Genomic DNA, 13407 nt, shown 5'->3' with positions numbered 1-13407 from the left:
TTGAAAGATTGGGTTAATAAACTTGGGAGGTATATTTGAAATTGATAAGAAGGAAGAATTGTTAATTCAATTAGAGAGAAAGACCCGAGAGGAAAAATTCTGGGATGATGTGGAAGAAGCAAAGAAGACTATGAGGCAAATTCAGGAAATAGAAGATTTAGTAAAAGAGTGGAAAGCTTATAAAGAAGATATTGATTATCTTTGGGAGCTTAAACAATTGGGAGAAGAAAATGAGTTAATTGAAGAGGAAAGCAAGAAAATTAAAGAAAAATTAGAGGATTTTGAATTAAGAATTGTTCTTTCTGGAGAGAATGATAAAAAAGACGCTGTTTTGACAATTCATCCTGGTGCAGGTGGAACAGAGTCTTGTGATTGGGCTTCAATGCTTTTAAGGATGTATACAAGATGGATTGAGAGTAAAGGTTATAAATATAAAATTGTAGATTATCAGAAAGGAGAAGAAGCTGGGTTAAAAGATGTAACTCTCGAGGTTTTTGGTAATTATGCTTATGGATATTTGAAGGCTGAGAGAGGAGTTCATCGGCTTGTTCGTATTTCTCCTTTTGACGCAGGAGCGAGAAGACATACTTCTTTTGCAGCAGTTTTTGTATATCCTCTTGTTGAAGAGGATATTAATATTGAGATAAGAAGTGAGGATATAGAACTTGAGACTTTTAAGTCTTCTGGTCCTGGAGGCCAACACGTGAATAAGTCTAATACAGCTGTTCGTTTAATACACAAGCCAACGAATATTGTTGTTACCTGTCAAAGTGAACGTTCTCAAATGCAGAATAGATTGATCGCAGAGAGAATTTTGAAGGCTAAGCTTTATCAGTTGAAAAAGGAGGAATTGGAAAAAGAAAAACAAAATATTGAAAAGAGTAAAGAAGATATTGAATGGGGACATCAGATAAGGTCCTATATTCTTCATCCTTATCAGAAGGTAAAGGATCATAGAACCGGGGTTGAGGTAGGAGACGCAAGAAAAGTCCTTGATGGTGAAATAGATATTTTTATAAGAGCTTATTTACGATCGGAGGCAAATAAGAATGCGAGATAACAGAGTGGTGGTCACCGGAGGAGCTGGTTTTATTGGCTCTCACCTTGTGGATAGGTTAATTTCAATGGGATTTAAGGTTCTTGTTATAGATAATCTCCTGTCAGGTTCAGAGAAAAACTTAAATAAAGAGGCAGAATTTGTTAAGAAAGATATTTGTGATCTTGATATTGATTCGTTAATAAAAAAATATTCTCCCTCTTTCATTTTTCACCTTGCTGCTCAAATAGATGTGAGGAAATCTTTAAGGGATCCAATGTGGGATGAATTTATAAATATTAGAGGTACTCTCAATTTGTTAGAAGCCTCAATCGTAGCAAAGGTGAGAAAGTTTATCTTTGCTTCTACTGGGGGAGCTATTTATGGAGATGCAAAATATGCCTCCGAGCAATTAACACCTAAGCCTCTTTCTCCTTATGGAGTTGCTAAATTAACCTGCGAGCATTATCTTAGGATTTATTATATGTGGAAAGGTTTGGCTTTTACATCGTTACGATATGGAAATGTTTATGGACCAAGACAGGATCCTTATGGTGAGGCAGGAGTGGTGGCTATATTTTGCAATCAATTAATAAAAGGGGAGAACCCTGTTTTATATGGATATGGTTCTATGGTGCGAGATTATATTTATGTTTGGGATGTTGTGGAAGCGAATATTCTTTCTATGGATAAAGGAGATGGGGAAATATATAACATTGGGACGGGTAAGCCAACGACTGTTTTAGAACTTTTTTCAATATTGAAGGAAATTTCAGGGAAAGATGTAGAGCCTAAACTTGCTCCAGCGCGTAAGGGAGAAATTCAGGAAATTTATTTGAATTCTGAGAAAGCAAAGAATGAATTAAAATGGGAGGCAAAAGTTAACCTCTCTAAGGGACTTAAAAAGACGTTTGATTGGTTTTTATTAAATCTGAAATAAGGAGTGTTTATGAAAAGAGTAAACGCTATTTCTCCAACTCGAGAGGAAAATTATCCTGATTGGTATCAGGAAGTGATAAAAGCGGCTGATCTTGCCGAGAATTCGCCTGTTAGAGGTTGTATGGTGATTAAGCCTTGGGGTTTTTCTATATGGGAGAATATAAAAGCTGAACTTGATAGGAGGTTCAAAGAGACAGGTCATCAAAATGCTTATTTTCCTCTATTCATTCCAATAAGCTTTCTTGAAAAGGAAGCAGAACATATAGAAGGTTTTGCTAAAGAATGTGCTGTTGTTACTCATCATCGGTTAAAAAAGACAAAAGATGGAAAGTTGGTTCCTGATTCTAAGCTAGAAGAACCTTTGGTTGTTCGTCCAACTTCAGAAACAATTATTGGTGCAATGTTTTCAAAATGGGTTCAGTCTTATAGAGACCTTCCTCTACTCATTAATCAATGGGCAAATATTGTTAGGTGGGAAATGAGAACAAGGATGTTTTTGAGAACCACTGAATTTTTATGGCAAGAAGGTCATACGGTTCACGCAACAAAGGAAGAAGCAATGGAAGAAACTCTAAGAATGTTAAATGTTTATTCGGATTTTATGGAAAAATTTATGGCTATACCAGTTATTAAAGGACGTAAGACTGAGAGTGAGAAGTTCCCTGGAGCCGATATTACATACACTCTTGAAGCTATGATGCAGGATAGAAAGGCTCTACAAGCTGGGACTTCTCATTTCCTTGGGCAAAATTTTGCTAAGGCTTCTAATATAAGATTTTTAGATAAAGATAAAAAACTTAAATATGCTTTTACAACCTCTTGGGGAATGTCTACAAGACTAATTGGAGGTCTAATTATGGTTCACGGAGATGATGATGGGTTGGTTTTACCTCCAAAAGTTTCCCCTTTGCATATAATAATATTACCCGTAATTTCTAAAAGTAAATTCAAAGATAGAATTTTTGAATATTGTGATAGAATAAAAGCAGAACTTTCAGGACTTATTTATAATAATGAGAAGCTTAGGATTGAGGTTGATAAAAGTGAAGATTCTGGAGGGAGTAAGAAATGGAAATGGGTAAAAAAGGGTGTCCCAATTCGTCTTGAATTAGGAATAAGAGAGGTGGATGGTGAGTTGGTGAGTTTTGGAAGAAGAGATAAATCTCCATACGAAAGTTTTTCCCAGAAGAAAGAAGAATTTGCTAAAAATGTGGTGAATTTGTTAGAGGAAATTCAACAAGTTCTTTACGAAAGAGCCTTGAAGCTTCTTCAGGAAAATACTAAGATAATAGAATCTGAGGAAGAATTTTATAAATTCTTTACTCCTCGTAATCCAGAAAGACCGGAAATCCATGGGGGATTCGCCTTAATTTATTTTTCCGGAGAGGAAGCTATTGAGAGTAAAATAAAAGAAGATCTTGGGGTTTCGATTCGCTGTATACCTCTTGAAGAAGAGAAAAATGAGGAAGAGGGGAAATGTATTTTTACCGGAAAACTTACAAAGCAGAGAGTTATAGCTGCAAAAGCTTATTAAAAATGATCTTGATTTTTAACTTATAGAGGTTAATTTATTAAAAATTTAATTTTTTAGTAGATGTTTGAGGTAAAAGAAGAGAGAGAAAAAGCCTTAATAATAAGTTTGGTTAGGAAAAGCAAAGAAAAAAAAGCAAAGATTGAAGAATTGAGAGAATTGGAAGCTCTTACAAAAGCAGCAGGAGCAATTCCTTTAGAAAAGATTATTCAGGTTAGAGAAAAACCTGACCCTGCTACTTATATAGGGAAGGGGAAAGCTTTATTCCTTAAAGAAATAGATGTTGATGTCCTCGTTTTTAATGAACCTCTCACGCCGGCTCAGATTTCAAATCTTGAAGAGTTAACAGATAAGAAGGTTCTTGATAGACAGGATATAATTTTGGATATTTTTGCCCAACATGCGAGGACCAAGACAGCTAAAATAGAAGTGGAACTTGCTCAACTAAAATTTCGTCTAAGTAGATTAACTGGTCGTGGAGTAGAGCTTTCAAGACTTGGAGGTGGGATAGGAACAAGAGGCCCTGGAGAGAAAAAATTAGAGGTTGATAGGAGAAAGATATATAAGAGGATAGACCATTTGGAAAAAGAATTGAAGAAAATTGAAAAAATGAGAAACGTGCAGAGAAACAATAGAAGAGAAATTTTTACAGTAGCTTTATTAGGGTATACAAATGCGGGTAAGACAACTCTCTTTAATGCTATAACAAAGAGCTTTGCTCCGGTGGGGGATCAACCTTTTGTTACTCTTGATCCGTTAACAAGAAGTGTTAGTTACCCAGATGGAGATAAATTTCTTTTAGTTGATACTGTTGGTTTTATTAAAGGTATTCCTTCAGAAATTATGGCGGCTTTTAAGTCTACACTTGAAGAAGCCAAAATAGCTGATCTTAGACTTATTGTGGTAGATGCTTCTTCAGATAAGCTCAAAGAGGAGCTTGAAGAGACTAAGAAAGTAATGGAATTTTTAGGAATTGATGATTCAAACAATATTTTAGTATTTAATAAAATAGATTTGGTAGTGGATCCTGCAATACTTTCTGTGATCCAGAAAGAATTTCCAGAGGCTCTTTTTATTTCTGCGAAAGAAAAAGAAGGTCTTAGGGAATTAATGGAGAGAATAGATGATTATAAAAAGCATATCAGGAATTAGAGGCATTGTAGACAAGGAGTTTAACCCTCTTGTTGTTTTAAACTTTGCTGCAAAATTTGGAGAATTTATGGGGAATAAGATAGTCGTAGGTAGAGATTCAAGGAAGTCAGGATTGGCCTTTAAAAATGCTGTGATTTCTGGTTTGTTAGGGGTAGGAGTGGATGTAATTGATTTAGATTTGGTTCCTACCCCCACTTTACTTTATAATGTGAAAAAGTTAAAAGCCTCTGGAGGTATTATTGTTACCGCCTCGCATAACCCCTCTTCCTGGAATGCTTTAAAACTTGTAAGTTCTTCTGGAGAATTTTTAAATGAAGAAGAAGCCAATAAGTTTTTTGGAATGGAAGGGGAAGAAATTCTATGGGAAATTGGAGAGAATTATGGCGAATTAGATATTGATAAATTAGCAGTAGAAAGACATATTGAGGGTGTTGTAAGAGCTTTAAGAATGGACTCTAATTTGATGAAGAAAAGGAAATTTAAAGTAGTGTTGGATTGTGTGAATGGAGGAGCTTCTTTTGCTTTCCAAGATTTTTTAAATTTCTTAGGGGTGGAAGTTTATCCTCTTTTCTGTGATGGGAATGGGATTTTTTTAAGGAATCCTGAACCAAGAAAAGAGAATGTAAAAGAACTGGCAAATAAGGTTAAAGAAATTGGTGCGGATATTGGATTTGCAACCGATCCTGATGGAGATAGGATTTTAATTGTTTTAGAAAACGGAAAGCCTATATCTGAAGAATATACAATAACACTTGCGGTTAAGGCTATTTTGAGTAAAAATAAAGGACCTGTTGTGGTAAATTTGTCTACCACAAAAAGTGTAGAGGATGTTGCAGCAAGGGCAGGGGTCCCTTTCTATCGTTCTCCTGTGGGAGAGGCTAATGTAATTAAAGTAATGAAAGAAAAAAAAGCTATAATAGGTGGAGAAGGAAATGGAGGAGTGATTGATCCGAAAGTTCATTATGCCAGGGATGGGATGGTAGCTATGGGTCTTATTCTAAGATATCTTTTTGAGGAAGAAAGACCAATCTCATCCATTTTTGAAGAACTCCCGAGATATGAGATGGTAAAGGAAGCAATAAAGATGGAGAGTGAAGCGGATGCAAGAAGAGTGCTTGAGAGAATAAAAGAAAGAACTAAGGAGAAGAATCTTGATTTAACCGATGGCATTAGATTTGGAGAAGATAATTATTGGGTTCATATTAGAAGAAGTGGAACAGAACCGGTTTTGCGTATAATAGCTGAAGCTACAACAATAAATAAAGCCAAAGAAATTGTAGAACTTGTTAAAGAAAAAGGGAATATAAAATGTGTGGGATTATAGGTTATATAGGAGATAAAGATATCAATTCTGTTTTAATGGCTGGGCTTTGGAGGCTTGAATATAGAGGTTATGATTCTTCAGGAGTAGCCTCTATTTCAAATGGAGATTTGGAAATAAGAAAAATAAAAGGAAGGTTGATGAACCTTCAAGAGATTCTTTCTGAGAAGCCACTTACCGGGAATCTTGGAATTGGGCATACGAGATGGGCCACTCATGGAGAGCCTTCCGAAAAAAATGCACATCCTCAAGTGGATTGTAAAAGTTCAATAGCTGTTGTTCATAATGGAATTATTGAAAATTATTACTATCTTAGAGAGGAACTTATAAAGAGAAGGCATTTTTTTAATTCTAATACAGATACAGAGGTAATTGCTCATTTAATAGAGGAAAATTATGAAGGAAATTTAAAAGATAGTGTTTTGAAGACAGTTTCTTTTCTTGAAGGCTCATATGCAATAGCTGTAATCTCAGTTAGAGAACCAGATAAAATAGTGGTTTATAGATCTGGAGCTCCAATGATAGTAGGTTTAGGTAAAAAAGAGAATTTAGTTGCTTCTGATATTCCAGCTCTTCTTGACCATACGAGAAATATCATAGTCTTAGAAGATGGAGAATTGGCTGTGGTTAGAAAAGATGAGGTAGATTTTTATAATAAGAAAGGAGAAAAAATTGTAAAGGAGAAGAGAAAAATAATGTGGAAGGCTGAGAGCCTTGAGAAAGGGGAATTTCCACATTATATGTTGAAAGAAATTCATGAACAGCCAGATGTGATTAAGAGAAATATAGATTGTAGGATTAAAGGAAATAATGAAATTTGTTTTGGAGAAAGTTTCAGGTTTCTCCCGAAAGATCTTGTAAATTTATCAAACATAATAATTCAAGCTTGTGGGACTTCCTGGCATGCTGGTTATGTTGGTAAATATTTGTTTGAGGAACTTGCCAGGATTAGAACTGAGATTGATATTTCTTCGGAGTTTAGATATAGAAATCCAATAATGGATGGAGAGCCTCTTGTTATTGCTATAAGTCAGTCTGGAGAAACAGCAGATACTCTCGCGGGCCTTAGAGAAGCAAAAGCAAAATTTTTGAGAATTTTGTCAATTGTTAATGTATATGGAAGCACCATTGCAAGAGAATCTGATAGCACTATTTATTTGAATGCAGGGCCAGAAATAGGAGTTGCCTCTACAAAAGCTTATACAGCTCAACTTTTGCAGTTATATTTTCTCTCGTTGTATCTTTCAAAGTTGAAATGGACTCTTACTGACTCTGAAATAGCTAAAAAATTGGAGGAGGTTAAGGAGCTTCCTAAGAAGATAAGGAAAATCCTTAAAAATAAAGATAAGATAAAAGAAATTGCAGAAAAATTCAGAGACGCCAGGGATTTTATGTTTATTGGTAGAGGAATTAATTATCCTTCTGCCTTAGAGGGAGCTTTAAAATTGAAAGAGATTTCTTATATTCATGCCACTGGTTATCCTGCAGGAGAGATGAAGCATGGACCAATTGCCTTGATTACAGAGGGAAGCCCTGTTGTTGCAATAGCTCCTAAATCTTCAGTTTATGATAAAATGTTGAATAATATTGAAGAGCTGAGGTCAAGAAAAGCGAGAATTATTATAATAGGGACAGAAGGAGATAAGGTAATAAAAGATTTGGGAGAAGAAGTTGTTTATATCCCTCCTTGTGAAGAGGGCCTTTCACCTATTCTTGTAGCTGTTCCTCTTCAGCTATTTGCTTATTATATAGCCGTTTTAAATGGAAGAGATGTTGATAGGCCAAGGAATTTGGCAAAATCTGTTACTGTAGAATGAATGTTCTTTTATTTTTGGCTTTTAGCAATTTGAACCTACCTTATAATGGCAAAGTTTTATCTTATGGCACTTCCTTCTCTGCAAAAGAAGCTCCGGAAAATCTTTTTTGGAATCCCGCAGGAATGAAGGGAGAAGCTTATGTTGTTTCGGCTTTTAATTGTTCAGGACTTATTTTAGGTTCTTTGGGTAAATTATGGGATAGAGAGTCTTTTTCTTTAGGATTAGGAATCCAATTAATGAACTCAGGAAAAATGATAAAAAGAGAAGAAGATGGAGATTCAATAGGGATTTTTAATTATCAGTTTATCTCTCCTTTTTTAGGGGGTAAAATTAGAATAAAAAGAGCCAATCTTGGAATGAGAGTTTTATTTCCATATACTTATGTGGATGAATATAATAGCTTTGGATTGGCTATGGATCTGGGGCTTATTTATTCTTTTAAAGAAGAAGTTATTTTTTCTTTTTGTGTAAAAAATCTTGGGAGAGAGATTAACCCATTTTTAGTAGAAAGAGAGAGATTCCTAAGAGAATATAGATTTGGAGGGATTTTAAAGTTTGGAGAGATGGATTTTTCTTTTGAGTATAGTTCTATTTTTACCTTGTGCTCTTCCATTTCTTATAATTTTAATAAGGATTTTAGCTTAATTATTGGATATAATGGAGAAAAGAAAAGATTTGAAGAAGTAAATTCTTATATTCTTTCCGGTTTTTCCTTTGCTGGGGATATAAAATGTGGAAAGATAAGATTTTGTATAGGAAGCGTATTTTCCGAACCCTTAGGATTAAGTACTTTAGCTTCAATTTCCTTAATATAGTATATTGAAATAAAGGCTTTTTAAAATTAGGGTCTTGACAAAAGCAAAAAATCTATTATTTTATGAATAGCTCATTGATAATTGAATAGTTGTCAGGGTTCCTTATAAGATTTTTATTCACGAAGGGTTTGATCCTGGCTCAGGACTAACGCTGGTGGTGTGTCTAAGCCATGCAAGTCGTGCGGAACTTCAGTGGTTTATATCATTGAAGTTTAGCGGCGGACTGGTGAGTAACACGTGAGTAACCTGCCGTCAAGTTGGGCATAGCCTTGAGAAATCAAGGGTAATTCCCAATGATGCCTGAGGACACAAGTCCGATGGTTAAAGGTGCCCTCTTTATGGGTACCGCTTGATGAGGGGCTCGCGTCCTATTAGTTAGTTGGTGAGGTAATGGCTCACCAAGACTATGATAGGTAGCCGGCTTGAGAGGGTGACCGGCCACGCTGGGACTGAGACACGGCCCAGGCTCCTACGGGAGGCAGCAGGCTAGAAAATTGGACAATGGGCGAAAGCCTGATCCAGCGACACCACGTGGGGGATTGAAGGCCTTCGGGTTGTAAACCCCTGTCGAAGAGGAAGATGCCTTGAATGTCTAATAAACATTCAGGGTGACGGTACTCTTAATAGGAAGCCACGGCTAATTCCGTGCCAGCAGCCGCGGTAAAACGGGAGTGGCGAGCGTTGTCCGGAATCACTGGGCGTAAAGCGGGCGTAGGCGGATAGTTAAGTTGGAGGTAAAAGCCATCTGCTCAACGGATGGAGGCCCTTCAATACTGGCTATCTTGAGTCTAACAGAGGAGAGTGGAACTTCTGGTGTAGCGGTGGAATGCGTAGATATCAGAAGGAATACCGAAGGCGAAGGCAGCTCTCTGGGTTAAGACTGACGCTGAGAGCCCGAAAGCTAGGGGAGCAAACAGGATTAGATACCCTGGTAGTCCTAGCCGTAAACGATGGGCACTTGACGTGGGCTTTTTGGTCCGCGTCGAAGCTAACGCGTTAAGTGCCCCGCCTGGGGAGTACGTTCGCAAGGATGAAACTCAAAGGAATTGACGGGGACCCGCACAAGCGGTGGAGGATGTGGTTCAATTCGAGGCAACGCGAAGAACCTTACCTGGGCTTGACATGTGGGAAGTAGAAGCCCGAAAGGGTGACGACCGGTAACCAGCCCGGAGCCCACACAGGTGCTGCATGGCTGTCGTCAGCTCGTGCTGTGAGGTGTTGGGTTAAGTCCCGTAACGAGCGCAACCCCTGCCTCTTGTTGCCATCAGGTTAAAATAACGCTGGGCACTCGAGAGGGACTGCCCCGGATAACGGGGAGGAAGGTGGGGATGACGTCAAGTCATCATGGCCCTTATGTCCAGGGCGACACACGTCCTACAATGGCCGCTACAGAGGGTCGCGAACCCGCGAGGGGGAGCCAATCCCAGAAAAGCGGCCACAGTTCGGATTGTAGGCTGCAATTCGCCTGCATGAAGATGGAATCGCTAGTAATCGCGGATCAGCATGCCGCGGTGAATACGTTCCCGGGTCTTGTACACACCGCCCGTCACGCCATGGAAGTCGGCAATACTCGAAGACGTTGACTCCCAAAGGGCAACGTCGAAGGTAAGGCCGATGACTGGGGCGAAGTCGTAACAAGGTAGCCGTGCCGGAAGGCGCTGCTGGATCACCTCCTTTCTACGGAGTCAAAATCTCCGATTAAAGGTGTTAAAGATCCCTGACAACTATTCAATTATCAAATTTTTATTTCTTAAGATGGAAAGAAAAAATTATACTGAGAAATTAGTAGAAGAAGTTTTAGAAAGAATAATTAAAGATTATCCTGAGTATTCAGATATTGAACCTTACAAAGAAGATGTGATAGCTTTTGCTTTAAGTAAATGTGAACCTTATTATACTACAAGTGATATTGGACATGCAGTTATAAAAACAAGGATGGATAGCTCTTCTTTTCGATCAAAAGTTACTGCTATTGTTTTGGAAGCAATAGAAAAAGTCAAAAAGAATCCGAGAAAATAGAATTCTTTTAGTAAAGCATTTTGAGTTATTTTCAGAATTTTTATGAAAGTCGGTTTTCTTCAATTTTCTCCAAAGTTCGGGGAACCCAAAGAAAATCTTAATTTTATAAAGACGAAGCTTAAAAATTCTTCTATAAATCTCCTTACCTTGCCAGAACTTGCTCTTACTGGTTATACTTTTAAAGATTATGAAGAAGCTTATTCTTTGAGTGAGGAAATTGGAGGTAATTTTACTCAGGAGTTAATAAAAATCGCAGAAGAAAATGATATTATAATAGCGAGTGGTTTTCTCGAAAAAGAGGGTAAATCTCTTTATAATTCAAGTGTTCTTTTAGATAAAAATGGTGTTATAGGAGTTTACAGAAAAATACATCTTTTCTATAAAGAAAAAAATATTTTTACTCCCGGAAATAAAGGTTTCCCTGTTTTTTCTATAGGAGATATTAGAGTTGGGTTACTTATCTGTTTTGATTGGATTTTTCCTGAATCTATACGAACTCTTGCCCTTAAAGGAGCTGATATTGTTCTTCATTCTGCAAATTTAGTTTTGCCTTATTATCAAACTGCTATCTTAACAAGAGCAATAGAAAATAGAGTTTTTATAGTTCTTGCAAATAGAATTGGCAGGGAAGAGAGATTTGGGCAAGAAAATGTTTTTATTGGGGGAAGCAAAGTGGTTGATCCTTCTGGAAAGGTATTATTAGAAATAAGTGATAAAGAAGAGGGTTTATTTGGGGTTAATATTAATCCTATTTTAGCCAGAAATAAAAACATTACGGAATTAAATAATATATTTGAAGATAGAAGGCCTGAGTTTTACTATAAAGATTAAGTCTCCTTAACCAGTATAGGGGATTATTTTTTGAATTGAATTAAATAATGGTTGAGAGGATTTATCTTATGGGTAGGTGGCATAATTATGGGAGTAATTTTTGGCATTCGTATTACCTTATTTTTGAGATGTGAGATATATACTGGAGTTGGGGTAGAGGAGTTAGGTGATAGTTGTGATGGGATTTACCTTTTTGGTGGTTCCTCGAAATATGTTCAGGCTCTCCTAAATCCACAGCCTTTAGGGATTGAGGAACCGAAAGAAAAAGAACATCCAGTGAGTAATATTATTCTCCCTTCACATATAGCGGCCAATTCAATAAATTTTACTTACAAGGGAAATAAACTGGCAACTTTAGTTATTCGGGATGTTTTAGGGAGAGTAATAAAGGAATATCCAGATGTAAAACCTGAGACATCTTTAGAATTTGGTGGAGAAGGAATTTCATCAGGGATATATTTTATTGGTGTTAAGGGGAATAAGGAAAGCGAGAAGGTTGTGTTGGTGAGATGAAGAAAGGGTATAGTTATGAGGGTATAGGGGATAGTGAGGGTATAGATTGAAGGGTATAGATAAGAGGGTATAGTTGATAGGGTATAGGGGATAGCTAATTGGAAATTGAAAAATGAAAATTGCAAAATGCAAATTTGAAACAAAAAACGAAAATTGTAAATAAAGTGAAAATTTTAAAATGAAAATTGAGGGGAAAAGGCAAAAACAAAAATAGGAGAGAGAAAAATGAAAAATTTAAGATTTAAAATTTCTAATTTAAAATTTCAAATCTTTAGTAGGAGGATATGGGTAGGGATTAGTTTGGTAATTGTTTTGTGGATGTTTACTGGTTGTAGTATAGAAGTTACCGAGTACACGAAAGCAAAAGCTCCGAACTGGACATCGGATGGTAAGATAGTTTTTATAAAAGACTACAATTATGTTAAGATTAGCCATTCACTTTTTGGGACAATGGATAATGTTGAAGGGAGTTATGAGGTTTTAACTCTTTGTGAAGTAAATAGTGATGGCACGGGATATAAAGAGATAGCAGAAGTTTTCAGGAGCGAGCGTCACGCAATTTCAATAGCGATAAATTCAACATCTTCTGTTGGGGACTGGGTTACCTTTGATTTAAGGACAGAGGATGAGAGTGTGCATAGAATATGTACGATAAGAAGAGATGGAACTAATTTTAATAATACAGGTGTTATAGGACAGAATCCTGATTTTTCGCCTGATGCTTCAAAGATAGTTTATGAGAAGCCTGGAGAGGGGATATGGATAATGGATAGGGATGGTAGTAATGACCACCAGATTATTGCGGATCCTGATGCAAAATATCCTGCGTGGAGTCCGGATGATACGCTGATTGCGTATGGGGGTTGGGGAGTAAAAATTGTTAACTTAATAAATGATAGGATCATTTCAGAATATCCAATGACTGGGTTCCCAGATTGGGGTTCGAGCGATAGTCTTATCGTTATTAGCACATCCGGGCCTATAATTATAGATATTATATCCGAAGAAACGGATACTATAACTGATTTTAGTAGTGGTGCGGGTATTTTTTGGTCACCTGATCGACAGAGGTTTATTTGTTACGATGGCAATTGGTTTGTAATTAACCGTGATGGGACGGGTAAATGGTATTTGAGGCCATAAGTATATATGGAGAATTTAAGATTAGATATCGAATATTTTAAATTTAAGGAGGTTATGTAATGAGTAGAGCTATAAGTATGATTAAGAAATCAACTATCATACTGATATTCCTTGTTTTTCCGATAATTGCGAAAGCTGAACCATACAAGCCATATCCGATATTATTTGTTCATGGTCTTGGGGCACATTCGGGAACATGGGGAGCTGGCACCTATATATTTGGTGATAATAGAACAGATTCTCTTAATTTAGATTCGATACCTGATGGAGGCACCTATGACCATTTCCTT

12 protein-coding genes and 1 rRNA gene are annotated in these 13407 nt (G+C 36.8%); all 13 read left to right on the top strand.

Annotated features, from left to right (window positions below; genetic code table 11):
• The first annotated feature begins 7 nt into the window (after positions 1–7).
• Entirely contained in the window at positions 8–1060 is a 1053-nt protein-coding gene (gene prfB / locus ABIN61_06230; GenBank protein ID MEO0293800.1) for a peptide chain release factor 2, read from the top strand.
• Entirely contained in the window at positions 1050–1976 is a 927-nt protein-coding gene (locus ABIN61_06225; GenBank protein ID MEO0293799.1) for an NAD-dependent epimerase/dehydratase family protein, read from the top strand. Before prfB ends, ABIN61_06225 begins: the two co-directional genes overlap by 11 nt.
• A 9-nt stretch (positions 1977–1985) precedes the next feature.
• Positions 1986–3509, top strand: coding sequence for a proline--tRNA ligase (proS, locus tag ABIN61_06220; protein ID MEO0293798.1), 1524 nt, complete (start codon positions 1986–1988; stop codon positions 3507–3509).
• Between the two features lie 60 nt (positions 3510–3569).
• Positions 3570–4658, top strand: coding sequence for a GTPase HflX (gene hflX / locus ABIN61_06215; GenBank protein ID MEO0293797.1), 1089 nt, complete (start codon positions 3570–3572; stop codon positions 4656–4658).
• On the top strand, positions 4630–5982 hold the full coding sequence (glmM, locus tag ABIN61_06210) for a phosphoglucosamine mutase (GenBank protein MEO0293796.1): 1353 nt from the start codon (positions 4630–4632) through the stop codon (positions 5980–5982). The genes hflX and glmM overlap by 29 nt, the downstream gene beginning before the upstream one ends.
• On the top strand, positions 5967–7796 hold the full coding sequence (gene glmS, locus ABIN61_06205) for a glutamine--fructose-6-phosphate transaminase (isomerizing) (GenBank protein ID MEO0293795.1): 1830 nt from the start codon (positions 5967–5969) through the stop codon (positions 7794–7796). Before glmM ends, glmS begins: the two co-directional genes overlap by 16 nt.
• Complete coding sequence (locus ABIN61_06200) at positions 7793–8611, top strand: hypothetical protein (protein ID MEO0293794.1); 819 nt, start codon at positions 7793–7795, stop codon at positions 8609–8611. The genes glmS and ABIN61_06200 overlap by 4 nt, the downstream gene beginning before the upstream one ends.
• A 116-nt stretch (positions 8612–8727) precedes the next feature.
• Positions 8728–10288: ribosomal RNA gene (locus ABIN61_06195) — 16S ribosomal RNA — on the top strand.
• Between the two features lie 78 nt (positions 10289–10366).
• Positions 10367–10630: a late competence development ComFB family protein gene (locus ABIN61_06190; protein ID MEO0293793.1), complete on the top strand. Its 264-nt coding sequence runs from the start codon at positions 10367–10369 to the stop codon at positions 10628–10630.
• A 42-nt stretch (positions 10631–10672) separates the two neighbouring features.
• Positions 10673–11461, top strand: coding sequence for a nitrilase-related carbon-nitrogen hydrolase (locus ABIN61_06185; GenBank protein ID MEO0293792.1), 789 nt, complete (start codon positions 10673–10675; stop codon positions 11459–11461).
• A gap of 87 nt (positions 11462–11548) precedes the next feature.
• Positions 11549–11974, top strand: coding sequence for a T9SS type A sorting domain-containing protein (locus tag ABIN61_06180; GenBank protein MEO0293791.1), 426 nt, complete (start codon positions 11549–11551; stop codon positions 11972–11974).
• A gap of 225 nt (positions 11975–12199) precedes the next feature.
• Positions 12200–13117 carry a hypothetical protein gene (locus tag ABIN61_06175; GenBank protein MEO0293790.1) on the top strand — a complete coding sequence of 306 codons (918 nt, stop codon included), beginning with the start codon at positions 12200–12202 and terminating at the stop codon, positions 13115–13117.
• A gap of 59 nt (positions 13118–13176) precedes the next feature.
• A partial coding sequence (locus tag ABIN61_06170; protein ID MEO0293789.1) for a hypothetical protein occupies positions 13177–13407 on the top strand: 231 nt, incomplete at its 3' end.

Source organism: candidate division WOR-3 bacterium (assembly GCA_039804165.1).
GTDB lineage: Bacteria > Hydrothermota > UBA3072 > UBA3072 > UBA3072 > JAFGHJ01.
The sequence above is the reverse complement of the archived record's forward strand: the minus strand, read 5'-3'. Positions and strand labels throughout refer to the sequence as shown.

Bases quoted from the DNA above. Each gene is read 5' to 3' on its own strand.
- ABIN61_06225 (MEO0293799.1), top strand. From the start codon at position 1,050: ATGCGAGATAACAGAGTGGTGGTCACCGGAGGAGCTGGTTTTATTGGC.
- proS (MEO0293798.1), top strand. From the start codon at position 1,986: ATGAAAAGAGTAAACGCTATTTCTCCAACTCGAGAGGAAAATTATCCT.
- hflX (MEO0293797.1), top strand. From the start codon at position 3,570: ATGTTTGAGGTAAAAGAAGAGAGAGAAAAAGCCTTAATAATAAGTTTG.
- glmM (MEO0293796.1), top strand. From the start codon at position 4,630: ATGATTATAAAAAGCATATCAGGAATTAGAGGCATTGTAGACAAGGAG.
- glmS (MEO0293795.1), top strand. From the start codon at position 5,967: ATGTGTGGGATTATAGGTTATATAGGAGATAAAGATATCAATTCTGTT.
- ABIN61_06200 (MEO0293794.1), top strand. From the start codon at position 7,793: ATGAATGTTCTTTTATTTTTGGCTTTTAGCAATTTGAACCTACCTTAT.
- ABIN61_06190 (MEO0293793.1), top strand. From the start codon at position 10,367: ATGGAAAGAAAAAATTATACTGAGAAATTAGTAGAAGAAGTTTTAGAA.
- ABIN61_06185 (MEO0293792.1), top strand. From the start codon at position 10,673: ATGAAAGTCGGTTTTCTTCAATTTTCTCCAAAGTTCGGGGAACCCAAA.
- ABIN61_06180 (MEO0293791.1), top strand. From the start codon at position 11,549: ATGGGAGTAATTTTTGGCATTCGTATTACCTTATTTTTGAGATGTGAG.
- ABIN61_06175 (MEO0293790.1), top strand. From the start codon at position 12,200: ATGAAAAATTTAAGATTTAAAATTTCTAATTTAAAATTTCAAATCTTT.